This window comes from Sphingomonas sp. (genome assembly GCF_036388215.1).
Taxonomy (GTDB): domain Bacteria; phylum Pseudomonadota; class Alphaproteobacteria; order Sphingomonadales; family Sphingomonadaceae; genus Sphingomonas.
The window spans coordinates 165,456-188,414 of sequence record NZ_DASVSH010000017.1 but is presented as its reverse complement, the minus strand read 5'-3'; the positions used below and the strand labels follow the sequence as shown (position 1 = coordinate 188,414).

Sequence of the window (22,959 nt, the reverse complement as noted above, 5' to 3'; positions counted from 1 at the left end):
CCTGCAGCGTCTTGCCGGAATCCGGTGCCGGCTGGTGCTGTTGCCGCGCGCAACCTGCAGTGCTAGGCATGCCCCGTCCCGGCGTTCGCCGGACGCGTTACGCGGGCATTTGTCGCCCGCGAGTTCTAGGTTGACGCTCGCATGAGGCAATTTCCCCACCGATTGACCGCCAGGGCCCAAGCGGCCCTGTGTGCGGTGGTGGTGGAGCAATCGGACCGCCGGTCCGGGCGTGCCAATGCAGCAACAGCATTTTTCGAAACCAGCGATGCCGCAACCGGAATATCCGGCCGCGCCCGCTTCCTTTATCGCGCGCACGCGCCCCTTGCCTCTGGGCATCAAGGCCGGCGCGCCCGGAGAATATTCAATGACCATGCGTATGCTGATCGACGCACGCCACCGGGAAGAGACCCGCGTGGCTGTCGTCAAGGGAAACCGGATCGAGGAGTTTGACTTCGAATCCGCCGAGCGCAAGCAGCTCAAGGGCAATATCTATCTAGCCAAGGTTACGCGCGTCGAACCGTCACTCCAGGCGGCGTTCATCGATTATGGCGGCAATCGTCACGGCTTCCTCGCCTTCAGCGAAATCCACCCCGATTATTATCAGATCCCCAAGGAGGATCGTGAAGCGCTGCTGCGCGAAGAGGCCGAGCACGCCGCCGAAGAGGCCGCGCTGCGCGCCGAAGAGGATGGCGACGACCTGCATGAAGGCGACGACGGCGTAGAAGTGCTCGAGCGTCCGCATGACGACGAGGACGAAGGCGAGCATCACGAGGACGAGCACCACGGGGACGAGCATGAGGAGGAATCCGCCGAGGGCGACGCGGATGCGTCTTCGGATAACGGGGATGGCCGTGGGCGCGGCCGGGGCCGCGGGCGCGGCGGCAAGCGCGGCGGGCAGGGCGACGAGGAAAGCCCTGCCGATGCGCTGCGCGCGCGCCGCATGAATCTCCGCCGCCGCTACAAGATTCAGGATGTGATCCGTCGCCGCCAGGTGCTGCTGGTCCAGGTGGTCAAGGAGGAGCGCGGCAACAAGGGCGCGGCGCTCACCACCTATCTGAGCCTTGCCGGCCGCTATTGTGTGCTGATGCCCAACACCGCGCATGGCGGCGGCATTTCGCGCAAGATCAGCTCGGGCGCCGATCGGAAGCGGCTGAAGGGCATCATGTCCGACCTGAAGCTGCCGCCTACCATGGGCTGCATCGTGCGCACCGCGGGACTCCAGCGGACCAAGACCGAAATCAAGCGCGATTTCGATTATCTCGCGCGGCTGTGGGACGGGATTCGCGAAGAGACGCTCAAATCCTCCGCGCCGGCGCTCGTCTATGGCGACAGCGACCTGATGAAGCGCGCGATCCGCGATATCTACAACAAGGATATCGACGAAGTGATCGTCGAGGGCGAGGACGGCTATCGCCAGGCCAAGGACTTCATGAAGCTCCTGATGCCGAGCCACGCCAAGAAGGTGAAGCAATATGCCGATGCCGTGCCGCTGTTCCAGCGCGCGGGCGTCGAGGAGCAGCTCTCGGCGATGTACCATCCGGTGGTGCAGTTGAAATCAGGCGGATATCTGGTGATCAACCCGACCGAGGCGCTCGTCTCGATCGACATCAACTCGGGGCGCTCGACGCGCGAGCATTCGATCGAGCAGACCGCCACCGCCACCAATCTGGAAGCCGCGCACGAAATCGCGCGCCAGCTCCGCCTGCGCGACATGGCCGGGCTCGTCGTCATCGACTTTATCGACATGGATCACGGATCGAACGTCCGTAAGGTCGAAAAGGCGATGAAGGACGCACTCAAGAACGACCGCGCCCGCATCCAGGTGGGCCGCATCTCGGCATTCGGCCTGATGGAAATGAGCCGCCAGCGGCTACGCACCGGCGTGCTCGAAGCATCGACGCGCCAATGCCCGCATTGCGAAGGCACGGGACTGGTCCGCACTGCTTCTTCCGCCGGCCTCTCGGCGCTGCGCATGATCGAAGACGAGGCCGCGCGCGGCCGGGGTTCGCAGATCATCCTGCGTGCCAGCCAGGAAGCGGCATTCTATCTGCTCAACCGCAAGCGCGCCGAACTCGCCGAGATCGAGGAGCGCTATGGCGTCATGATCGAAGTCGCCGCGGACGGCGAGATCGAAGGCGCGCGCATGGCGGTGGAAGCGGGCGGCCCCCCCCCGGCGCACGCGCCGCGTTTCGAGAAGCTGATCGAAGAGCCCGAGGACGATTACGTCGAGGAAGTCGAGGAAGAGGAAGAGGGAGAGGAAGCCGAGGCCGAGGAAGCGCCGCGCCAGCGCCAGCCGCGCGAAGCGCGCGAGCGTGACGAAAGCGAAGGCGATGGCGAAGGGCGAGGCAAGCGCCGCCGCCGCCGCCGGGGACGCGGCCGCCGCGACCGTGAGGAAGGCGGCTCCGAATCGAGCGAGCCGCGCGAAGAAGGCGAAGAGGGCGAAGCAGGCGAGGATGCCGGCGCCGAACCGCGCGAATCCGCGGACAATGATGGTCAGGAAGCGCCGCGCGAAGGCGAGAGCGAAGCCAATCGCAAGCGCCGCCGCCGCGGACGCCGGGGCGGACGCCGCGGCGAGCGCCCGGTAGAGGATGGTGTACCCGTCAGCGCGGACGACGAAGTTCCGCCAAGCGACGTAGCCGAAATGGCGGAGCCGGTGGTCGAGGCCGAACCGGTGGCCGAAGAGGCTCCAGCGCCCAAGCGTTCGCGCCGCAAGAAGCCTGTCGCGGCCGAAGCGGAAGCGGAAGCGGCCGATCCGGTCGTGGAAGCAGCGGTCGAGGCGCCCGCTGCGGCAGAGCCGGAGGCCCTGGCCCCCGCCCCCGCGCCCAAACGTTCACGGCGCAAGAAGGCCGATGCCGAAGCGCCGGTCGCCGAGGCTGCGGCCGAGGCACCCGTTGCTGCGGAAGCCGCGCCCGAGCCGGCTGCCGAAAAGCCCAAGCGCACGCGCCGCAAGGCGGGTGCCCCTGCCGAGCAGCCCGCCGAAGCTGCCCCCGCGCCCGCGCTGGTCGCCGCGGCAGACGGCGACGGTGAGGAAGCCGGCGAGGGTGGCGAGAGCGGCGGCCCGCGCCGCGGCGGCTGGTGGCAGCGCACCTTCGGCGCATGAATATCGAGCGGGCCGGCGGCATGGCTGCCGGCCCGCTTAACTCCGCGTTCATGGCATGTGCCCGAAAGCATTGTCGCTCAGCGAGTTTGGAACGATAATGCAGCGCATGAAGCGTTTCGCCACATTGCTGGCACTGATCTGCCTCTCCTGCTTCGCGGCCAATCCCGCGATTGCGCAATCGATCCTGCGCGACGCGGAGACCGAGGCGCTGCTTACCGACATGGCCCGGCCGTTGTTCGTGGCGGCGGGGCTGTCCCCGGGGAGCACGCGGATCGTGCTGGTCAACGATCCTTCGATCAACGCTTTCGTGGCGGGCGGGCAGATCGTCTATATCCATACCGGCCTGCTCGATGCCGCGGACACCGCCAATGAAGTGCAGGGCGTGCTGGCGCACGAGATCGGGCATATCATCGGCGGCCATGCCGTATTCCAGAATGATGGCGGCTACGGCACCATTTCGATCCTCAGCCTGCTGCTTGGCGCGGCGGCGATGGCGGCGGGCTCGCCCGAGGCTGGCACTGGCATCCTGATGATGGGTCAGCGCGCGGCGATCGGCAAATATCTGGCGTTCAGCCGGGCGCAGGAAAGCTCCGCCGATGCCGCCGGCGCCCGCTACCTCAAAGGCGCGGGGATCACGGGGCAGGGCATGCTGAGCTTCTTCAACAAGCTCACCGCGCAGATGCACCGCTACGGCTATTACACTACTAACCCCGAGCTCGATCCGTTCGCGCTGACGCATCCGCTATCGGCGGACCGCGTCGAGAATCTCAAGGCCGATCTTCAGCGCGATCCCTCATGGGGCAAGCCGTCGGATCCTGCCATCGAGGGACGCTTCAAGCGGGTTCAGGCCAAGCTGCGCGGCTTCGTCAACGAGCCCAAGGTGACGCTCAGGCGCTATCCGCCGGGCGACCAATCGGTCTCGGCGCATTATGCCCGCGCTTATGCCTATCATAAATCGGGCTATCCCGAGCAGGCGGCGGCCGAGACCACGGCCCTGGTCAAGATCGCGCCCGAGGATCCCTATTTCCTGGAGCTCGAGGGGCAAATCCTGCTCGAATCGGGAAAGCCGCGCGATGCGCTCGTGCCCCTGCGCGAAGCGACTCGCCGCTCGCAGAACCAGCCACTGATCGCGGCCACTTTCGGCCACGCGCTGATCGCGACCGACGACAAGGCCAATCTGGCCGAAGCCGAAGTGATCCTGCGCCAGGCCGTGGCGCGCGACCGCGACAATCCCTTCGCCTGGATGCAGCTCGGCACCGTTTACGAGCGCAAGGGCGATGAGCCGCGCACGGCCTTGGCGACCGCCGAGCGCGCGCATCTGACCGGCGACAAGCGGGTGGCGCTGATGAGCGCGCGCGCCGCGATGTCGGGGTTGGCCCAGGGTTCGTCGGACTGGATCCGCGCACAGGACATCATGATGGTGGCGCAGACCGCCCTGGAAGAAGAGAAGCGCAAGAAGAAGCGCATCTCCGGATGATCGAGCGGCTGACCCGCAATCCGCTGGCGCTGGGCGGCGCGTTCGTTGCCTCCGCCTTGCTGGGCGCGCTCCTGTTCGCGCTGATCCAGGCGTGGCTGCCCGGGCTGGGCAAGCGCGCCCAGATCGAGCGCGTAGTGCGCGATTACATCCTCCAGCATCCGGAGATCATTCCCGAGGCGATCGACAAGCTTCGCGCCGGCGAGACCGTCAAGGCGCAACAGGCCGAGGCGGAGGCGCGCAAGGCGCTGCCCGGCCAGCTCGCGGCGGTGCAGAAGCCCTATGGATCGGCATGGGCGGGCAATCCGACGGGGGATGTCACGGTCGTGGCGTTCATGGACTATGCCTGCGGCTATTGCCGCGCGAGCCTGCCCGCGATCGAAGAGTTGCTGAGCAAAGACCCGGGCGTCCGCATAGTATACCGCGAATTCCCCGTGCTGGGCCCCGAAAGCGGAGTCGCCGCGCGCTGGGCGCTTGCTGCGGCGGAGCAAGGCAAGTTCCGCGCGTTCCACGACGCGCTCTACGCCGAAGGGCCGCCGAGCAGCGAGACGATTGCCGCCGCCGCGGCGAAGGCCGGGCTGGACAAGGCGCTTGCCGAAAAGGCGATCCGCTCCAGGCCCGTCGAAGCCGAGATCGCCGCCAATCACGCGCTCGGCCAGAAGCTGGCGATGACCGGCACGCCTTCCTGGGTGGTCGGCGGCGAGCTGCTATATGGCGCGCGCGATTATGCCGGGCTCGCCGAAGCCGTGGCGGCGGCGCGAAAGGCGCGCTGACGCGCTTGTCCGCAGACGTGCAGCACCCTACGTAACGGGTCCGTTCCGTTCCCGGGGATTCCCCATGCCATCCATCCTGTCGGTCTCTCAGGTCAGCAAGACCTATGCCTCGGGCCATAAGGCGCTCGACCATGTCGATCTCGACATCCGCAAGGGCGAGATATTCGCGCTGCTCGGCCCCAACGGCGCGGGCAAGACGACTTTGATCTCGATCATCTGCGGGATCGTCACGCCCAGTTCGGGCACGATCCTGGTGGACGGGCATGACGCGGTCCGAAGCCCTCGCGAAGCCCGCTCCCGCATCGGGCTGGTGCCGCAGGAAATCGCCGTCGACATGTTCTCGACCGTCGCCGCGACGCTGCGCTTCTCGCGCGGGCTGTTCGGCAAGGCTCCCGATCCGGCGCATCTCGACCAGGTGCTCAAGGACCTGTCGCTATGGGACAAGCGCGACAGCCAGATCCGCGAGCTTTCTGGCGGCATGAAGCGCCGCGTGATGATCGCCAAGGCACTGAGCCACGAGCCCGACATCCTCTTCCTAGACGAGCCGACGGCGGGCGTCGATGTCTCGCTGCGCCGTGATATGTGGAAGATGATAGGGGGCCTTCGCGAGCGCGGCGTCACGATCATCCTCACCACCCATTATATCGAGGAGGCCGAGGAAATGGCCGATCGGGTGGGCGTGATCGACAAGGGGCAATTGCTGCTGGTCGAGAATAAGAGCGAGCTGATGAAGAAGCTCGGCAAGCGCGAGATGGACATTTCTCTCTCCGAGCCGATGGGCGTGATTCCCGCCGATCTCGCCGACTGGCATCTTACGCTCGAGGATGAGGGCCACCGGCTGCGCTATGTTTTCGATGCGCAGGCCGAGCGTACCGGCATTCCCTCGCTGCTGCGCAGGCTCACCGATCTCGGCATCGGCTTCACCGATCTCGACACCAGCAAGTCCAGCCTCGAGGACATCTTCGTCGATCTGGTCGAGCAGCCCCAGGAGGCCGCGGCATGACGTCCCACGCCAACGCCGCTCGCCCCACCGCTCATGCTGAGCTTGTCGAAGCACCTCTCGCTACAAGCGCACCGCTCGCCGCCCTGCCCTTCGACAGGCTCAGGGTGAGCGGACTTGATGGACGTGGCCCCGACCCCGCTCATGCTGAGCTTGTCGAGGCATCCTTTTCGCCAAGCGCATCACGCGCGGCAACCGGCCCTTCGACAGGCTCAGGGCGAGCGGGAGAGGGAAAAGCAGCATGACCGGCGTCAATTTCCACGGCATCTGGGCGATCTACAAGTTCGAAATGGCGCGCACCCTGCGCACGCTCTGGCAGAGCATCGTGACGCCGGTGATCACCACTTCGCTCTATTTCATCGTGTTCGGGGGCGCGATCGGCAGCCGGATCGATTCGATCGGGGATGTCAATTACGGCAGCTTTCTCGTGCCCGGGCTGATCATGCTTTCGCTGCTGACCCAGAGCATCGCCAATGCATCGATCGGCATCTACTTCCCCAAATTCACCGGCACGGTGTTCGAGTTGCTTTCGGCGCCGATCTCCGCGGTCGAAATGGTGATCGGTTTTGTCGGGGCTGCGGCGACCAAGTCGATCGTCATCGGGCTGATCATTCTGGCGACCTCGGCATTCTTCGTGCCGCTGCGCATCGATCATCCGCTGGCGATGCTAGCGTTCCTGCTGCTGACTTCGGTCACGTTCAGCATGTTCGGCTTCATCATCGGCATCTGGGCCAATGGCTTCGAGCAGCTCAATATCGTGCCCGCTTTGCTGGTCACTCCGCTCACTTTCCTGGGTGGCGCATTCTACTCGATCGATATGCTGCCCGAACCGTGGCGGACGATCTCGCTGTTCAACCCGGTGGTCTATCTGGTCAGCGGTTTCCGCTGGAGCTTCTTCGGCAAGGGCGATGTCGATATCGCCTGGAGCCTGGGCTTCACCGGCATATTCCTGGCGATCTGCCTGGGCCTGATCGTGGCGATCTTCCGGACGGGGTATCGGCTCAAGAACTAGGTCGGGGCCTCGTAACTGAACGGCCGCTATTGGGTGGTTGTTGAACGGCAACTTCGAGGAGGCGAGACCGCAATAGCTGCCGTTCAAAGCCCGCAATTACACTTCGGTCAGGTCACCTGGATCTGGCGAGTAGGCAAGCAACTCGCCGGGCTGACACTCCAGCACGAGGCACAGCCGCGCCAGCGTCGAGAAGCGGATGCCGCGCACTTTACCGGAGCGAAATAGTGATAGCTGTGTTTCGCTCAGCCCCACTTCTCGTGCGACTTCTTTCCCCGTGACTCCGCGTCGAGCGAGTACCTTATCCAGCGTTACCTGCATTGGCATCACACGATCTCGGCAAGCTCGGTGCGCACCTTGGCTGCCTCGCGGAGCGGTCGAGCCAAGACAAATAGCAAAAGTCCGACGCAGCCGAGGGTAACCGCCGCGACATCAAACCATGCCCAACTCGCCGGGACGCCCAAGGCCAAACGAACGATCCAGAGTTGCCCGAACACCCGGGCGATGCCTCCCAGAAAAAGGCAGATCCCAAGTCGTTCCAGCAGGGCGGCGAGTGCCGTCTCGACTGCGTCGCCTCTGCCAATCGCGGCATGCGCGCGCTGAATCATCCAGATCGCAGCTACATAGAATAGCGTGGGAAGAGTCGCTGCGAGATGACGAATCCTGGCATCGCGACTAGCATCAAGCAGGCCGATGCTGTTGAGCATGACCCCAAGCACTGCGAGCGCCAAGACCATCAACGTCAGATAGCGTGCAGCTCGCACCAGCTTTACGTTCGACATTCCCACCTCCAAAATTGATGTCTTAGTTAAATACTGGAAGAGATATTTAAGCAAGAGATAAATTTCTGACAGTCGTATGTCGCTTCTTCGAGACCTAGCGCCGGCCACCCGGGATGAACGAGCGACTGGTTTGGGGCAGCCCGCGGACCTCGGTGAACGACCGAAAGTGGGTCGAAAGCTGCCGTGCGCTCACAACTGAAGACCAGGCTGCAATGTAGGATTTCGGCTGCTTGGCTGCGCGGGCGGCACTTGCCGTCCGCTCTTTGAAATCGTCGTTCCAAAGCCGTTGGCAACTGCGAACATTGGGAACATTCGCGTCGCGCGAAACAAGCGCGATAGTGTGACCCTGGTGTCAACTTAAGCGCAGGTTCAGTCGAGGAACAGTTCGGCCAGATGCTTGGGCACGCGCGCAATCCGGCCGGTTTCGCGCTCGATGATCGCCCAGGTCGATACCGCTTCCACCCTCACTTTCCCGTCCGCGCCGGTGAAGCGCATGTGGCGATTGAACCGCGCCCCGCGCGGCGGCTCCTGCACCCATGTCTCCGCGGTCACGGTCTCGCCGTCGGCGACGTTGCCGCGATAGTCGATCTCATGGCGGGTTATCACCCAGAAATAGGCGTCCTGGTCCGCCGCCGGCGCAAGCGACATCCAATGCGCGACCGCCACCTCCTGAATCCACTTCACCCAGACCGCATTGTTAACATGGCCGAGCTCGTCGATGTCTTCATGCCGGGCAGTGATGGTCTGGCGAAAGGGCGTCATGTGCCCCTGATTAGCGCCGGATCGGACTGCAGGGAAGCGGCGGCAGATTAGGCTGGCTGAAGGTCATGCTCTCGCCCTTGCCCGCGAAACTCACCCCGCCAGCCGCGTAGCGGATGCCCGATGCGACGCGCTGCTGCTTGAGGACCAGCGTCTTGCCCGCGCGCGTGATCGTCACTTTGCCGTTGTCGGGATCAAATGCCGCGGTCATCCGCGAACCGTCGATGCATTTGTAGCGGGCGGTCGATTGGTTATCGAGCGGCGGCGGTGTCGCGGTGTCGGTTGGGCGCGGCTTGATGTCGGCGGTGCGGATGCGCCAGCTCTTCTGTTCCTGATTCGCGCCATCGACCGGCGTCCGGTGCAGCGTCACCGAACCGGCCATGCTGACCAGCGCGCCGGTCTTGAGCTTGCCGTTGATCTGCACCGGCACGGTCACGTAACGCTGGCCCGCCCCGGTATCGATTGCCTCGGGTGCGCCGACCTGAGCATTATATGCGGCATATTTGCCGAAGCCGGCGGCGAACGCCTGCGCGCTCATCCCCGATGCCTTGCCGACATTCTCCCATAAAGCCCAGGCCTCTGCATATTTCTTCTCGCCGATCAGCGCATAATAGGTCTGGACGACATCGGCCGCGCCCTGCGCGGTCTCGTCGATGGCGGGTATCTCGGAAACCGATATGGCGGAGTTGTCGGTCGCGTTGAGCGGGACCGGGGGCAGCGGCGGCGGGTTGGTCGGCACTTCCGCGACGATATTCTCGGCCAGCACCGTTTCATTGGCGGCATTCTGATCGGCGGGCTGGAAGGTGCAGGCACCCAAGGCGCAGGCAGCAAGCAGGATCGGGCGCATCGGTGTTCCTTAATAGTCCGGATGCGTAACGAACCGGCCTGCCCGCCCGTTCCTTCTAATCCTCTAGCGGCAGGTGACCCGTAAAGCCCAGCCGCGTGACGCCTGCCCGCTTGACGGTGGCGAGCACGGATTCGAACCGCTCATATCGCGCCTCGGGATCGGGGTTCATCTGGAGCACTGCCCCTGGCTGGGCCTGCATCGCCCCGAGCGTCGCGGGAAGGGCGGCGTCGGAAACCGGGCGCCCGTCGAAAAACAGCGCGCCGGCGCGGTCGATCGTAAGCTGATGCGGCTTGATCACGATATCGGGCGGCGGGTTTCCATTGGGCAGCTCCACCGCCACCTTGTGCGTCGCAAGAGGAAGGCTGAGGAGCATCATCACGATCAGCACCAGCATCACGTCGATGAACGGCGTCACGTTGATCTGGCTGAAAATGGCGGGTTCGGAAACGCGGGCACGAGCCATGGCACCTCTCCTGTTTGTGATGATGCAACATATCATTCCCCGCGCGGGGTGCAAGGCCAATCCGGCTCTTATCGGCTCAGCAATTCTCGTATTTCCAGTTGCGGCGCTTGCCTTCGCGCATCCAGCCGATCGCCTCGGCGACGCGCTTGGCCTTGGTCTCCGGGCGCTTGGCTTCGGCGATCCATTCGCAATATTCGCGGCGGCAGCCTGGCGGAAAACTATCGAAAGTGGCGGAGGCCGCATCGTCCTGCGCCAGCGCTTCGGCGAGTTCGGGCGGAACCGGCAGCTCCGGCTTGGGCGCCTTCGGCGCGCGTGCGGGCTTGGTCCCCGAATCGGTGAGCGCCATCGCATCCCTCACCTGGCGCTCGATCGTCGCGGCGTCGGGCAGGTCGTCGAGCGATTCGATCCGGCCATATTGGCCCATCGCCGAGCCTTCCTTGCCGGTCTTCAGTTCCTGGCGATGCCAGAAGCCGAAGGTGGCGTGCCCCTTGAACGCAGCCATGTTGGCGAGCGGCTTGCCCTTATAGACAAAGGCGGGGCTCGACCATTTGATCGTTTCCACCACCTCCGGGCAGGCGGCGTGGACCCGCTCGCGCAGCCAGAGGAGGATGGGCCGCGCGAATTCCGCGCGGTCGGCGATATAGGCATCGATGCGTGGGTCTCTGGACATGGCGCGATGCTGTCGCGCCATGTCCGCAGCGTCAAGCTTCAGGGGCGCAGCGCCCTGTCCTCGGTCTCGTCGATTTCGTCGTCGAGTTCGTCATCGTCGACATCCTCGTCGTCGAAGTCGGCCTGGATTTCGTCCTCGCGCAGATTGTCGGCAGTGAGGTCGGCCTCGTCATCCTCTTCGCCCAGTTCATCCTCGACCATTGTGAGCTCGTCTTCGCCGGCAGCCGCGCCCTCGACATCACCGAGCGGAATGTCGGTGAGGATCACGCCGTTGCTGGGGCCATCCAGCGTGGCTTCGATGATCTCCGCGCCCTGGCTCTCGTCATAGCCTTCGGCGTCCCAATTGTCGGTGGGGTGAGGTGGGACCTGATTTCCGCCCATTGCCTGTCCTCTTCGCTGCCGGCGCGGGGATCGCCCGGTTGATCAAGCGAACGGCGGGAGGGCTGTAGTCGTTCCCTGGAAAACCTAACTTGCCTTAAACATCCGCCCGCGCTCGGTGATGGCGATGATCCCGAACGAAAGCAGCCCCATCAGCAGGAAGCCTACGTAGAGCGGGACCGTCGTGCCATCGAAAGCCTGGCCGACCGCCGCGCCGATCACCGCGCCGCCCAGCGTGGTGATGAAGCCCTGCAGGCTCGACGCCGTGCCGGCGATCTCGCCCATCCGCTCCATCGCCATCGCCGAGAAATTGGCATTGGCCAGCCCCATGCACCCCATCATCAGCGCCTGGAGCAAGGTGAAGCTCAATATCGTCTCGCGCCCACTCCAGGCGACGGCGAGATGCACTGCGGCCAGCGCGATCATGCCCGCGAGCGCGCTATGCGAAATGCGGCGCATGCCGACCGTCATCACCAGCCGCGAATTGACGAACGAGCCCACCGCCATCGTGCCGGCGACGCAGGGAAAGATGACCGCGAGCAGCTCTGGGCGGTGAAACACATCCGCCATCACCTGTTGGATCGATCCGATAAAACCGAACATGGCGCCCGAGAGCAGTGCGATCGCCAGCGTGTAGCCCACCGCGCAGCGATCCTGCAGCACCTTCATGTAATCGCCGACCACGCGGCGCGGCGTGAGCGGAAGCCGGGCGGAGAGCGGCAGGGTCTCGGGCATGCGCAGCCAGAACCACGCCACCACCGCCATCGAGATGATCGCGACCGCCCAGAAGATCAGCCGCCAGCTCCCGGCGAACAGCACGAGCTGACCCAGGCTTGGTGCGATGATCGGCGCGGCCATGAAGACGATAAAGGCCAGGCTCATCACCCGCGCCATTGCGCGGCCGGCATAGCAGTCGCGGACCAGGGCAACCGAAACGACCCGCGCGCCCGCCGCCGCGGTCCCCATAGCCGCGCGCGCGACCAGCAGCAGCACGAAACTTCCGGAGACCGCGGCCAGCGCGGTCGTAACGACGTAACAGGCCAGCGCGATGGCCAGCACCGGGCGCCTGCCGAAGCGATCCGAAAGCGGGCCATAAGCAAGCTGGGCGAAGGCGAAGCCGAGGAGGAAGGCAGTGATCACATATTGGCGGTCATTTGGCTCGCTCACGCCCAGCGCTTCGCCGATCGCCGGCAGTGCGGGCAGCATCGAATCGATGCCGAGCGCCGTGAGCGCCATCATCGCCGCGATCAGCGAGACGAATTCCGCGAAGCCCAAGGGGGCGCTGTCGGCGCTCTGGCTCTTGGGTGGGGGCGCGGCGTTCATGGCGATGCAGATGGCGGATCGGGCTTCTCGCGTCACCCCCGCTTGACCAAAAACTGCCTAACCTATAGTGTGTTGTATATATAATACGCCCATGGAGACGATCATGGCTCGTTTTGCACTGCTGTTCGCGCCGCTCGCCCTCGCCGCTTGCGATGGAGCGGGGACGAACATCTCGCTCAGCGGCAATAGCGGTGAGGGCAATGTCAGCATCAAGACCGGGCCGGACGGCCAGCTTTCTATCGAAGCGCCCGGCGTCTCGATCGCGAGCAAATTGCCCAGGATCAACCTCACCGCCGAGGATTTCGACGTGGGCGGGCTCAAGCTCTATCCCAAATCGGCGATCCGCGAACTGAATGCGGTGGGCAACGACAAGCTCGGGACCAAGCAGGACAACCATGTCACGGTCGCCTTCGACAGCCCGGCGCCGCTCGCCACCGTCCAGGCGTGGTTCCGCGACAATCTCGCCAGGCAGGGCTTCAAGGTCGAGCCCAAGGGCAATGGCTTTTCGGGAACCACCAAGGAGGGCGAACCCTTTACGCTGGAGCTGAATGCCGATGGCGAGGACAAGGCGAAAGGCAGGATCGAAGTAAGGGGCTGAGCGGGAGCTTGTTTGTAAGGCGCTTGCGGGTCTATCCGGTTCGGATCAGGAGACTCGCATGTCCACCAATGTCCTAGAGCAGGTTCCGCTCGTCTCGATGGCCGGTCAGGCCGCCGATCCCGAGGGCTTCGCGCGCAGGTTCGGGGAATCCTTTCAGCGTTTCGGCTTCGCGATGGTTTCGGATCATGGCGTGCCGCAGCCGGTGATCGATCGCGCCTGGACGATGACCAAGGCTTTCTTCGCGCTGCCCGAGGAGGAAAAGCGCCGCTATTTCATCCCTGGTCAGGGCGGCGCGCGCGGCCTGACGCCGTTCAAGACCGAGATCGCCAAGGGCGCGACTTATGTCGACCTCAAGGAATTCTGGCATGTGGGGCGCGAACTGGCGCGGGGCCACCGCTTCGAGGAGTTCATGCCCGCCAATATCTGGCCCGATCGGCCCCAGGGCTTCAAGGAAACCTTTCTCGACCTGTTCCAGGCGCTGGAGGATGCCGGGGACCGGCTGCTCTCCGCGATCGCGCGCTATCTGAAGCTTGCGCCTGACTGGTTCGATCACGCGGTAAAGGACGGCAATTCGGTGCTGCGCCTGCTTCATTATCCCCCGGTGGACGAAAATGCGCCCGAAGTTCGCGCCGGCGCGCATGAGGATATCAACCTCATCACGCTGCTGCTCGGCGCCGAGGAAGCGGGGCTTGAGTTGCTCGACCGCGACGGTTCGTGGCTGGCGATCAAGCCTCCCGAAGGCGCGATGGTCGTAAACGTCGGAGACATGCTCCAGCGCCTGACCAACCACGTTCTCCCCTCAACCACCCACCGCGTTGTAAATCCCCCCCCCGAGCGCCGCGGCCATGCCCGCTATTCGATGCCCTTCTTCCTGCACCCCGCCCCCGATTTCGCGATCGAGACGCTCGCCGGCTGCATCAGCACGGACCGGCCGAACCTTTATCCCGAGCCGATCAGCTCGCACGATTATCTCCAGGAGCGGCTCGTGGAGATAGGGCTGATCAAGAAATAGTATCTCCCCTCCCTCCTAGGGAGGGGCTAGGGGTGGGCTAGCGGCGGACGGGGCTCGATGCCCCGGCCGTCGCTTTCATGTCGGGCGTCGGGGCTCGGAGCTGCGCTCCTCGCACCCACCCCGGCCCCTCCCTTGCAGGGAGGGGAGAAAATGGGGGCAAGAATGACCGAACCGCTTCGCATCGCATTGGCCGGCCTGGGCACCGTGGGCGCGGGCGTCATTCGGCTGCTGGACACCAATGGCGAGCTGATCGCGCGGCGCGCGGGCCGCGCGATCCAGGTGGTGGCGGTTTCGGCGCGCGATCGTTCGAAGGATCGCGGCGTGGATATTGGCCGCTTCGACTGGATCGATGATCCCGCCGGGCTTGCGCGCCACGCGCAAGCCGATGTGGTGGTGGAGCTGATCGGCGGATCGGACGGCCCGGCGCTGGCGCTCGCGCGGGCGACGCTCGGCGCGGGCAAGAGCCTGGTGACAGCCAACAAGGCGATGATCGCGCATCACGGGCTGGAGCTGGCACGCGCTGCCGAAAGCGGGAAGCTCGCGCTCAAGTTCGAAGCCGCGGTCGCGGGCGGCGTGCCGGTGATCAAGGGGCTGCGCGAAGGCGCGGCCGCCAATGTGATCGGGCGAATCTACGGCATCCTCAATGGCACCTGCAATTTCATCCTCTCCAAGATGGAAGCGGAAGGCCGCGACTTCGCCGATATCCTCAGCGAAGCACAGCGGCTGGGCTATGCCGAGGCCGATCCGGGCTTCGACATCGATGGCGTGGACGCGGCGCACAAGCTCTCGATCCTGGCCAGCATCGCATTCGGCACCCAGCCGGCGTTCGGCGATGTCGCGATCGGGGGCATCCGCCATGTCATTGCGGCGGACATCGCCGAAGCCGCGGCGCTCGGTTACCGCATCCGCCTGCTCGGCATCGCGGATTCGAGTGCGCAAGGGCTGTTCCAGCGGGTTCACCCCCATCTGGTGCCCCTGAGCCATCCACTCGCGCATGTGACCGGATCGACCAACGCAGTGGTAGCGGAGGGCAATTTCGCCGGCCGGCTGCTATTCCAAGGCGCGGGCGCGGGCGATGGGCCAACGGCGTCGGCGGTGGTCGCCGATCTGATCGACATTGCGCGCGGAGAATTCGGCCCGCCATACGCGATGCCCGCCGATGCGCTGGCGGCGCAGGCCCCCGCCGAGAGTGGCGTGCGGCGCGGGCGGGCCTATCTTCGCTTCACCGTCGCGGACAAGGTGGGCGTGCTGGCGGAGATCGCCGCGGCGATGCGCGATGCGGGCGTTTCGATCGAGAGCCTGATCCAGCGCGGCGCCAGCGCGGACGGCAGCGTGCTTGTCGCGATCGTCACGCATGAAGCGCCCGAGCGGGCGGTGGCCCAGGCGCTCGAGCGGCTGCGCGGCTCGCAGGCGCTGGCCGGCGAGCCGATGTGGATGCACATATTGGGGGACTGATCGAGGGGTTCGCGCGGCTGAGATGGGCCCTACGCGATATATTCCTCAAGGGGCGGTCTCGCGGCGGACATACCGGACGCTGCCGCCCGAGCTGACGGTCATGCCGACGCCGACCGAGCCGCAATTGACCAGGAAAGCGCCTTCGCCGCAGGGGGCGGGGGCGGTGTCCAGCAGCCGCGCGGTGCGCATGTCGCCCATGTCGCTTCGCGCGCGATAGCTGGGGACGAGCGGCAGCCGCAGCCGGTCGCTCTGCCGGCGCGCGCACACGACGATCTCGCTGGCATCCTTCGGCTGCTGGCAGCGTACCTCGATGCTCGTTTTCTCGCGATATTCGGCATAAGCGCGCGCCGCGGCCGAATCCTGAAGCAGCAGCATGATCGGCAGCAGCATGCACATCTCCCTAACGTTCGGATATGTGCCGAAACGATGTGGCGGAAATGCGGACGGCGTCGCGTTAGCGGATCGACATCCGCGCGCGCCGCTCCTATCGCTCCGCCCAGACTTTAGAGGGGATTTCTCATCGCCATGCAGCAGCCCGCCAGCCAGACCCTGGACCGCGTTCTCGTTTTGGAAATGGTCCGCGTCACCGAAGCCGCGGCGATCGCCGCTTCCAAACTGACCGGGCGCGGAGACGAGAAGGCCGCCGATCATGAAGCGGTCGAGGCGATGCGCGATGCGCTCAACAAGCTCCCGCTCGACGGCACCGTAGTGATCGGCGAAGGCGAGCGCGACGAAGCTCCGATGCTCTTCATCGGCGAAAAGGTCGGCGCGGCGCAGGGCACCGGCCCCAAGATCGACATCGCGCTCGATCCGCTGGAAGGCACCACGATCTGCGCCAAGGCGGGCCCCAATGCGCTCGCGGTCCTCGCGGTGGCCGAAGAAGGCGGGCTGCTCAACGCGCCCGACGTCTATATGGACAAGATCGCGGTCGGCCCAGGCTATCCCGATGGGGTGATCGATCTGGCCCGCTCGCCGACCGAGAATGTGAAGGCGATCGCCGCCGCCAAGGGAGTAGCCCCGCACGAGATCATCGCCTGCGTGCTCGATCGCCCGCGCCACGAAAAGCTGATCGCCGAATTGCGCCAGATCGGCTGCGGCGTGATGCTGATCGGCGACGGCGACGTGGCCGGCGTGATCGCCACCACCAATCCCGACACGACGATCGACGTGTACATGGGCTCGGGCGGCGCTCCAGAGGGCGTGCTCGCATGCGCGGCGCTTCGCTGCGTCGGCGGCCAGTTCAAGGGCCGGCTGCTGTTCCGCAACGATGACGAGCGCAGTCGCGCCCGCAAATGGGGCATCGAGGACCTCGACAAGATCTATGACCTGACCGAGCTGGCCAGGGGCGACTGCATCTTCGCCGCAACCGGCGTTACCGACGGTTCGCTGCTCCAGGGCGTCAAGCGCATGGCAGGCAAGATGACGACCGAGAGCGTAGTGATGCGCGCCAGCTCGGGAACGGTCCGCTGGGTCAAGGGCGAGCACCGGACTAACTAGTCGTCGTTCCCGGCGAAAGCCGGTCTCGGGCGGCAAGCGATCGGTAGATGCCGGCACGAGATTCCGGCTTTCGCGGGGATGACGATTATATGGACGGAGAAATATGACTCGCGCACTGCTTCTCGCCGGCCTCGCTGCTCTGGCCGCGCCCCTCACACCCGCGATAACGCAGACCCCGCAGGTTATCGCACCCCCGGACAGCCCGGCTTACACCTTTGAAGAAATCATGGTCCCGATGCGCGATGGCGCCAGGTTGCAGACCGTGATCCTCCGGCCGAAGAGCAAAACTGGCAAGCTGCCGATCCTGCTCCAGCGCACGCCCTATGGCATGCCGGCCCAGGCCCCCGCGACGGAGGGCAATATGAAGTTCCTCGCGGCGGACGGCTACATCCTCGTGTTCCAGAACATGCGTGGCCAGTTCAAGTCGGACGGCGACTTCACCATGTCGATGGCGCTCATCCCCAAGGGCTCCAAGGCCGTGGACGAAGCGACCGACGCCTATGACACGGTCGATTGGCTCGTGAAGAACGTGAAGGAAAATAACGGCAAGGTCGGGATGTGGGGCGTTTCCTATCCCGGCTATGCCGCCGCGATCGCGCTCGCCAATCCCCATCCCGCGCTCAAGGCGGTGAGCCCCCAGGCCGCGTGGAACGATTGGTGGATCAACGACGATCTCCACCGCTACGGCGCGATGCGGCTGTCCTACGCGACCGACTGGCTGTTTTCCTTGCAGAACAACGACCAGGGCAAGGACTTCGATTATGGGGGAAAGGCGCCCGTCGATACCTATGACTGGTTCCTGAAGCTCGGTTCGGTCGAGAATCTCGACAAGAAATATTTCAAGGGCAGCGTGCCCATGCTCAGCGCGATCATCGAGCACCCCGATTACGACGATTTCTGGAAGCGCCAGCGCTGGACCGAGCGACTGGGCGTGACCACCATCCCCACGCTCCACGTCGCGGGTTTCTGGGATCAGGAGGACCCGCTTGGCAGCTGGAAGATCTACGGGAAGATGGAGGAGAAGGACCCTAAGGGCCTCAACATGATCGTAGGCGGCCCCTGGGCGCACGGCACCTGGCGCACGGCCGGCAACAATGTCGGCTATATCCCCTTCGGCAAGGACAGCGGCTTCGAGTTCCAGCGCGACGTGGAGGCGCCCTTCTTCGCCTATTGGCTCCACGGCAAGGGGACCAAGCCCGCTTTCGAGGCGAAGATGTTCCAGAGCGGCTCGTGGGAATGGAAGAGCTATGCGAAGTGGCCCGCCCCCGGCACGACCGCGACGAATCTCTACCTCCAGGCGGATGGCAGCCTGTCCTTCGCTGCGCCCACGGATGCCGGGCAATGCCGCGAATTCGTGTCGGACCCGGCCAATCCCGTACCCTTCCGCGAGCGCCCGATCTCGCGCACCTATCCCTCGCAGGAATGGCGCTGGTGGGAAGCCGCCGACCAGCGCTTCGCCGATCACCGCCCCGACGTGCTTTCCTATGTCAGCGCGCCGCTGGATGCGGACCTGACCGTCACCGGCGCGGTCGCGGCGCTACTGATGGCTTCGACTTCTGGCACCGACAGCGACATGGTGGTCAAGCTGATCGACGTGCTGCCCGACGATTACGAAGCCAAGGGATCGGGCGGAGCGCTGGGCCAATATCCCCGCACGCTCAACGGCTATCAGTTCCCGATCGCGATGGAGGTGCGCCGGGGCCGCTATCTTCAGAGCTTCGAGAAGGCGACGCCGCTGACGCCGAACCAGGTGGTGGCCTGGGACGTGCCGCTGCGCGATCACGACCATGTTTTCAAGAAGGGCCACCGCATCATGGTCCAGGTCCAGTCGAGCTGGTTCCCGGTGATCGACCGCAACCCGCAGAAGTTCGTGCCGAACATCTACAAGGCGGGCGAAGCGGACTTCGTGAAGGCGACGCAGCGCGTGTGCGCGGGTTCGATGATAACGCTGCCGGTGATGAAGTAACAGGTCAGCCGCTGTTCCGCAGCGCAGTGGCGATCGCGTTGATCGAGAGCAGGATACCTTCGCCGATGCGGGGGTCGTCCTCCCCGGCGCGGTGACGCTTGAGCAATTCGATCTGGAGCAGGTTGAGCGGCTCGATATAGGGCAGTCGGAGGCGGATCGAGGTCTCAAGCCCCGGATGCTTTTCGAGCAGCCGCGTCTGTCGGGTGACCTGGAGCAGGCCGTCATGCGTCGCCTGCCAGCCCTCGCTGATCCGCCCGAAGATAGAATCGCGCAGGCCCGTGTCCTCCACGAGCGCGGCATAATGCCCGGCGATCTCCATGTCGGATTTGGCGAGCACCATCTCCATATTGTCGAGCGTGGAGGCGAAGAGCGGCCAAGTGCTCGCCATTTCGCGCAGCAGCCCCTTGTCCTCGAACGCATCGAGCGCCGCGCCGACGCCGTACCAGCCGGGCAGCATGATCCGCGCCTGCGCCCAGCTGAACACCCAGGGGATCGCGCGCAGGTCCTCGATCGCATCCGATTTCTTGCGGCTGGCCGGGCGCGAGCCGATCTTGAGCCCGGCGATCTCGGCGATCGGAGTCGCCTGGCGGAAAAAGCTGCGAAAGCCCTCGGTTTCGTAGACCAGACCGCGATACGCCTTGAAGGCGGTGTTGGAGAGCTGGTCCATCGCCGCGGCGAAGCGCTCGGCATCCGCGGGGGCGAGCTTTTCGGGCTCGAGGCTGGCGAGCAAGGTGGCCGAGGCCATCGCTTCCAGATTGGTCATCGCGCTTTCGCGCGTGCCGTATTTCGCCGCGATCACTTCGCCTTGCTCGGTGATGCGGATGCGGCCCTGTACGGTGCCCTTGGGCTGGGCGAGGATCGCGGCGAACGACGATCCACCCCCACGCCCGACCGCGCCGCCGCGGCCATGGAAGAGCTGCATGCCCAGATTGGCCTTTTCGAACACCGGCTCGAGCGCAGTCGAGCCGCGGCTGAGCTGCCAGGTGGAGGTCAGATAGCCGCCATCCTTGTTCGAATCCGAATAGCCGATCATCACTTCCTGATGCCCGCGCCCAGCGGCGATTTGCGCGACTTCGGGGATTGCGAGCCACGCTTCCATGATCGCGGGGGCGCCCTGCAGATCGGCGATAGTCTCGAACAGGGGGATCGCCATGATGTGCGCCTGTGGCTCGCTGCCCGGAAGATAGAGCCCGGCTTCCTTGAGCAGCAGATGCACTTCGAGCAGGTCGGACACTGACTGCGCCATCGAAACGATGTAATGCGTGATGCACGCGCGCCCATATTTGGCGTGTGCCGCCGCGGCCTCGCGGACGATAGCGAGCTCGGACGCGGTCTCCTCCGAATAATCGGCATAGGGACTGGTCAGCGGACGCGGGCTTTCGAGCTCTCGGCGCAGCAATTCGACGCGGGCGGCTTCGTCGAGCGCGGCATAATCGTCGCAGACGCCGCCGGCCCTGAGCAATTCCGCCACAACGCGCTCATGCACCGCGCTGTTCTGGCGCATGTCGAGCGTGGCGAGGTGAAAGCCGAAAGTCTCGACCGCGCGAATCAGCCGCCCGAGCGCCCCGCCGGTTGCCAGCGGTCCCTCCTCCCGGTTCGCAAGCGCGCGCGCGACCGTGACCAGCTCGTTGCGGAACTCCGCCGGCGTATCATAGGGCTTTGCGATCAGCGGCGCGGGGCGCGGCGCGGGCTTCCCGGTCAGCGCCTGGTGCGTGGCGGAGAGGCGGGCATAGACGCCCGAAAGCGCGCGGCGATAAGGTTCGTCTGAGCGGCTCTTCGCGTCGTCTCCGCTGACATGCGCCAGCGCGAGCAGCGCTTCGCCGACCTCGACATGCTCGATCGAGATCGAGAGCTCGGCGCCCAGCGCATGGACCGCGCCCAGATAATAGCCGAGCACCGCTTCCGCCGCCTTGCCCACTGCCACCCGCATCGATTCGGCGGTGACGAAGGGATTGCCGTCGCGATCGCCGCCGATCCAGCTGCCCGCGCGCAGGAACGAAGGCGCGCGCTCGCCCAGCGCGCGATCCCAGCGCGCGTAAAGCGCCGGCATCACCGGCAGGAACACGTCGCGCAGATAAGAGAGCGCGGTTTCCACCTCGTCGGCCACGCCCAGTTTCTCGCGGCGCAATACGCGCGTTTGCCAGAGCAACGCGATCTGGCGAAGAATGGCTTCCTCGATCCGGTCGCCATCCTCGGTTTCATCGAGCCCCAGATCCTTGAGCTGCATCAGCTCGGCGATCCGGTTCTTGTGGTCGATCATCGATTTGCGACGCACTTCAGTCGGGTGCGCGGTGAGCACCGGGACGATCAGCGCATGGCCGAGCAGCTTCACCACAGCATCATGCCCGATGCCTTCGTCCTTCAGCCGAGCGAGCGCGCCGGCCAGATCGGCATCGGCTTCGGCGGTGACTCCCTGGCGGTCTTCGGCGAGATTCGCGAGCATCGAAAAGAGCATGAAGCCGCGCGTGAAATCGAGCGTCTCGTCGAGCGTCAGCCGATCAAGCCCGCGATCGATCGACCCGGCACCCGCCACGCCGCGCGCGCGATCCACTGAAGTCGCGCGAATATATTCGATGCGCCTGAACAGCTCCTCGCCGCCATAAGCGCGGATCACGTCGCCCAGGAGCTTGCCCAAGAAGCGGACATCGGAATTGTTTGCGATCGCCAGACTAGCCATAGGCAATTGCTGCACCGCAATAGGAATGCCGGTCAACAAAGTTCTGCTTTTGCCGATCAGCGCGTGAGCGTGCCCTCGGTCAATTCCTCATCCTGCATCCACTCGGCAACGACCGACTCATCCTCGATCACGGCTATCTGCTGGTCCGGCGGATGCGCGCCGCCGTCCATGCTGAGCGTGTCAGGGATGACGACCATGGTCGTGCCCGGGCCGACGACTGCGGCAAGCGCGCGGCGAAAGGGGTCGCTGCCCTGGAAACGGCCCGATGCCTGGCGGTGCATCTCCGCCGCGGGTGAATAGCCCTGGCCGGGCAGGGGCACTTTCGCCCAGCGATATTCGCCAGCAATCATGTCGCGCAGCACATAGGCCTGCACCCGGTCGATCACGCCGTCGAAGGTCACCGGCGCCGATCCGATCTCGACGCCGTTGCGCAACACGACCATCCGGCGATCCGCCGCGCTCACCACGATCGAAACCGGCCCGCTCGGCGAAAGCTCGGGCCGCCACACCGCCGGGCCGGGCGGGGACGCGCGCGCCATTTGCGGCGTCGGGGCCAGCCGGAGCTCGGCGGGCTGGTCGACGATCACCACGGTCATGCCGAGATCGGTCTGGCCGAACAGCAAGGGCGCGAATTCGTGCGGAAGCCGGATGCAGCCATGCGAGGCCGGATAGCCCGGCAGCGCCCCGCCATGCAGTGCGATCCCGTACCAGGTGAGCCGCTGCATATAGGGCATGGGCGCGTTAGAATATTTGCTCGAACGGTGGCGCACCGCTTTCTGGAGGATCGTGAACACGCCCAGCGGCGTGCGGTGGCCGGGCCGCCCCGTCGACACGGTGGAGACGCCGATCGGCACGCCGTTGCGATAGGCGATCAGCCGCTGGGTCGCGATGTTGACGACGACGAGCAGCGGCCCCTCGGGCGCGATCTCGGGAACCCAGATATATTGACCAGGCTTGAGCCGCGCGACTGCGTCCATGACATTGCCAGCGCTGAGCGGCTGCATCTGGGCTGCGCCGGCGGTGGCCAGCAGGGCGACCGACGCGGCAAGGATCAACGCGCGGCTATGCTTGGTCCTCAGCATGGCATTCCCCGCCGGCTCGACTGGTCATGCATTAACCATCCCCCGCGCGATCCGAAAACAAAAAAGCGACGTTTGACCTGGGCACACGCACGCGA

21 protein-coding genes are annotated in these 22,959 nt (G+C 65.3%); 10 read left to right on the top strand and 11 right to left on the bottom strand.

Features of this window, described 5'->3' with window-relative positions:
• The first annotated feature begins 376 nt into the window (after positions 1-376).
• From VF617_RS08830 to VF617_RS08810, 5 genes are all read left to right on the top strand, one after another.
• Complete coding sequence (locus VF617_RS08830) at positions 377-3,100, top strand: Rne/Rng family ribonuclease (protein ID WP_414713998.1); 2,724 nt, start codon at positions 377-379, stop codon at positions 3,098-3,100.
• A gap of 106 nt (positions 3,101-3,206) precedes the next feature.
• Positions 3,207-4,577 carry a M48 family metalloprotease gene (locus VF617_RS08825; protein WP_331014523.1) on the top strand — a complete coding sequence of 457 codons (1,371 nt, stop codon included), beginning with the start codon at positions 3,207-3,209 and terminating at the stop codon, positions 4,575-4,577.
• Entirely contained in the window at positions 4,574-5,347 is a 774-nt protein-coding gene (locus tag VF617_RS08820; RefSeq protein WP_331014499.1) for a DsbA family protein, read from the top strand. The genes VF617_RS08825 and VF617_RS08820 overlap by 4 nt, the downstream gene beginning before the upstream one ends.
• 64 nt (positions 5,348-5,411) lie before the next feature.
• Positions 5,412-6,350 carry an ABC transporter ATP-binding protein gene (locus tag VF617_RS08815; protein WP_331014498.1) on the top strand — a complete coding sequence of 313 codons (939 nt, stop codon included), beginning with the start codon at positions 5,412-5,414 and terminating at the stop codon, positions 6,348-6,350.
• A gap of 238 nt (positions 6,351-6,588) precedes the next feature.
• Positions 6,589-7,359 (top strand): ABC transporter permease, encoded by a 771-nt coding sequence (locus VF617_RS08810; RefSeq protein WP_331014497.1) that lies wholly within the window; start codon positions 6,589-6,591, stop codon positions 7,357-7,359.
• A gap of 96 nt (positions 7,360-7,455) precedes the next feature.
• Here the strand turns inward: VF617_RS08810 and VF617_RS08805 are convergent, their stop codons facing one another.
• From VF617_RS08805 to VF617_RS08770, 8 genes are all read right to left on the bottom strand, one after another.
• Positions 7,456-7,683, bottom strand: a complete 228-nt coding sequence (locus VF617_RS08805) for a helix-turn-helix transcriptional regulator (RefSeq protein ID WP_331014496.1) — start codon at positions 7,681-7,683, stop codon at positions 7,456-7,458.
• Positions 7,683-8,138: a DUF2975 domain-containing protein gene (locus VF617_RS08800; RefSeq protein WP_331014495.1), complete on the bottom strand. Its 456-nt coding sequence runs from the start codon at positions 8,136-8,138 to the stop codon at positions 7,683-7,685. The genes VF617_RS08805 and VF617_RS08800 overlap by 1 nt, the downstream gene beginning before the upstream one ends.
• Before the next feature lie 369 nt (positions 8,139-8,507).
• Entirely contained in the window at positions 8,508-8,900 is a 393-nt protein-coding gene (locus VF617_RS08795) for an acyl-CoA thioesterase (RefSeq protein ID WP_331014494.1), read from the bottom strand.
• 10 nt (positions 8,901-8,910) lie between these two features.
• Positions 8,911-9,744: an MliC family protein gene (locus VF617_RS08790; RefSeq protein WP_331014493.1), complete on the bottom strand. Its 834-nt coding sequence runs from the start codon at positions 9,742-9,744 to the stop codon at positions 8,911-8,913.
• A gap of 55 nt (positions 9,745-9,799) precedes the next feature.
• Positions 9,800-10,207 (bottom strand): biopolymer transporter ExbD, encoded by a 408-nt coding sequence (locus tag VF617_RS08785; RefSeq protein ID WP_331014492.1) that lies wholly within the window; start codon positions 10,205-10,207, stop codon positions 9,800-9,802.
• 76 nt (positions 10,208-10,283) lie between these two features.
• Positions 10,284-10,877: a YdeI/OmpD-associated family protein gene (locus VF617_RS08780; RefSeq protein WP_331014491.1), complete on the bottom strand. Its 594-nt coding sequence runs from the start codon at positions 10,875-10,877 to the stop codon at positions 10,284-10,286.
• 38 nt (positions 10,878-10,915) lie between these two features.
• Complete coding sequence (locus VF617_RS08775; protein ID WP_331014490.1) at positions 10,916-11,257, bottom strand: DNA primase; 342 nt, start codon at positions 11,255-11,257, stop codon at positions 10,916-10,918.
• Positions 11,258-11,341: 84 nt separating this feature from the next.
• A complete protein-coding gene (locus tag VF617_RS08770; RefSeq protein ID WP_331014489.1) occupies positions 11,342-12,577 on the bottom strand; it encodes a multidrug effflux MFS transporter in 1,236 nt (411 codons plus the stop codon).
• 103 nt (positions 12,578-12,680) lie between these two features.
• On the opposite strand from VF617_RS08770, the gene VF617_RS08765 reads away from it, so the two are divergent.
• The 3 genes from VF617_RS08765 (at position 12,681) to VF617_RS08755 (ending at position 15,642) form a co-directional block, all read left to right on the top strand.
• The gene (locus tag VF617_RS08765; protein ID WP_331014488.1) at positions 12,681-13,175 is read left to right on the top strand and encodes a hypothetical protein; all 495 of its coding nucleotides are present in this window, start codon (positions 12,681-12,683) and stop codon (positions 13,173-13,175) included.
• A gap of 58 nt (positions 13,176-13,233) precedes the next feature.
• Entirely contained in the window at positions 13,234-14,187 is a 954-nt protein-coding gene (locus VF617_RS08760) for an isopenicillin N synthase family dioxygenase (protein ID WP_331014487.1), read from the top strand.
• A 162-nt stretch (positions 14,188-14,349) separates the two neighbouring features.
• On the top strand, positions 14,350-15,642 hold the full coding sequence (locus VF617_RS08755; RefSeq protein ID WP_331014486.1) for a homoserine dehydrogenase: 1,293 nt from the start codon (positions 14,350-14,352) through the stop codon (positions 15,640-15,642).
• Between the two features lie 45 nt (positions 15,643-15,687).
• Here the strand turns inward: VF617_RS08755 and VF617_RS08750 are convergent, their stop codons facing one another.
• Entirely contained in the window at positions 15,688-16,032 is a 345-nt protein-coding gene (locus VF617_RS08750) for a hypothetical protein (protein ID WP_331014485.1), read from the bottom strand.
• A gap of 135 nt (positions 16,033-16,167) precedes the next feature.
• Here VF617_RS08750 and glpX point away from each other — a divergent pair, with 135 nt between their 5' ends.
• Positions 16,168-17,139 (top strand): class II fructose-bisphosphatase, encoded by a 972-nt coding sequence (gene glpX, locus VF617_RS08745; RefSeq protein WP_331014484.1) that lies wholly within the window; start codon positions 16,168-16,170, stop codon positions 17,137-17,139.
• 103 nt (positions 17,140-17,242) lie between these two features.
• Positions 17,243-19,105, top strand: a complete 1,863-nt coding sequence (locus VF617_RS08740; RefSeq protein ID WP_331014483.1) for a CocE/NonD family hydrolase — start codon at positions 17,243-17,245, stop codon at positions 19,103-19,105.
• 4 nt (positions 19,106-19,109) lie between these two features.
• On the opposite strand, the gene ppc is transcribed toward VF617_RS08740, so the two are convergent.
• Both ppc and VF617_RS08730 read right to left on the bottom strand, forming a co-directional pair.
• Positions 19,110-21,782 (bottom strand): phosphoenolpyruvate carboxylase, encoded by a 2,673-nt coding sequence (ppc, locus tag VF617_RS08735; protein ID WP_331014482.1) that lies wholly within the window; start codon positions 21,780-21,782, stop codon positions 19,110-19,112.
• Between the two features lie 56 nt (positions 21,783-21,838).
• Entirely contained in the window at positions 21,839-22,864 is a 1,026-nt protein-coding gene (locus VF617_RS08730; protein ID WP_331014481.1) for a L,D-transpeptidase, read from the bottom strand.
• Positions 22,865-22,959 lie beyond the last annotated feature (95 nt).

Coding starts and splice junctions, on each gene's coding strand:
- VF617_RS08830 (WP_414713998.1), top strand. CDS start 377: ATGCTGATCGACGCACGCCACCGGGAAGAGACCCGCGTGGCTGTCGTC.
- VF617_RS08825 (WP_331014523.1), top strand. CDS start 3,207: ATGAAGCGTTTCGCCACATTGCTGGCACTGATCTGCCTCTCCTGCTTC.
- VF617_RS08820 (WP_331014499.1), top strand. CDS start 4,574: ATGATCGAGCGGCTGACCCGCAATCCGCTGGCGCTGGGCGGCGCGTTC.
- VF617_RS08815 (WP_331014498.1), top strand. CDS start 5,412: ATGCCATCCATCCTGTCGGTCTCTCAGGTCAGCAAGACCTATGCCTCG.
- VF617_RS08810 (WP_331014497.1), top strand. CDS start 6,589: ATGACCGGCGTCAATTTCCACGGCATCTGGGCGATCTACAAGTTCGAA.
- VF617_RS08805 (WP_331014496.1), bottom strand. CDS start 7,683: ATGCCAATGCAGGTAACGCTGGATAAGGTACTCGCTCGACGCGGAGTC.
- VF617_RS08800 (WP_331014495.1), bottom strand. CDS start 8,138: ATGTCGAACGTAAAGCTGGTGCGAGCTGCACGCTATCTGACGTTGATG.
- VF617_RS08795 (WP_331014494.1), bottom strand. CDS start 8,900: ATGACGCCCTTTCGCCAGACCATCACTGCCCGGCATGAAGACATCGAC.
- VF617_RS08790 (WP_331014493.1), bottom strand. CDS start 9,744: ATGCGCCCGATCCTGCTTGCTGCCTGCGCCTTGGGTGCCTGCACCTTC.
- VF617_RS08785 (WP_331014492.1), bottom strand. CDS start 10,207: ATGGCTCGTGCCCGCGTTTCCGAACCCGCCATTTTCAGCCAGATCAAC.
- VF617_RS08780 (WP_331014491.1), bottom strand. CDS start 10,877: ATGTCCAGAGACCCACGCATCGATGCCTATATCGCCGACCGCGCGGAA.
- VF617_RS08775 (WP_331014490.1), bottom strand. CDS start 11,257: ATGGGCGGAAATCAGGTCCCACCTCACCCCACCGACAATTGGGACGCC.
- VF617_RS08770 (WP_331014489.1), bottom strand. CDS start 12,577: ATGAACGCCGCGCCCCCACCCAAGAGCCAGAGCGCCGACAGCGCCCCC.
- VF617_RS08765 (WP_331014488.1), top strand. CDS start 12,681: ATGGCTCGTTTTGCACTGCTGTTCGCGCCGCTCGCCCTCGCCGCTTGC.
- VF617_RS08760 (WP_331014487.1), top strand. CDS start 13,234: ATGTCCACCAATGTCCTAGAGCAGGTTCCGCTCGTCTCGATGGCCGGT.
- VF617_RS08755 (WP_331014486.1), top strand. CDS start 14,350: ATGACCGAACCGCTTCGCATCGCATTGGCCGGCCTGGGCACCGTGGGC.
- VF617_RS08750 (WP_331014485.1), bottom strand. CDS start 16,032: ATGCTGCTGCCGATCATGCTGCTGCTTCAGGATTCGGCCGCGGCGCGC.
- glpX (WP_331014484.1), top strand. CDS start 16,168: ATGCAGCAGCCCGCCAGCCAGACCCTGGACCGCGTTCTCGTTTTGGAA.
- VF617_RS08740 (WP_331014483.1), top strand. CDS start 17,243: ATGACTCGCGCACTGCTTCTCGCCGGCCTCGCTGCTCTGGCCGCGCCC.
- ppc (WP_331014482.1), bottom strand. CDS start 21,782: ATGGCTAGTCTGGCGATCGCAAACAATTCCGATGTCCGCTTCTTGGGC.
- VF617_RS08730 (WP_331014481.1), bottom strand. CDS start 22,864: ATGCTGAGGACCAAGCATAGCCGCGCGTTGATCCTTGCCGCGTCGGTC.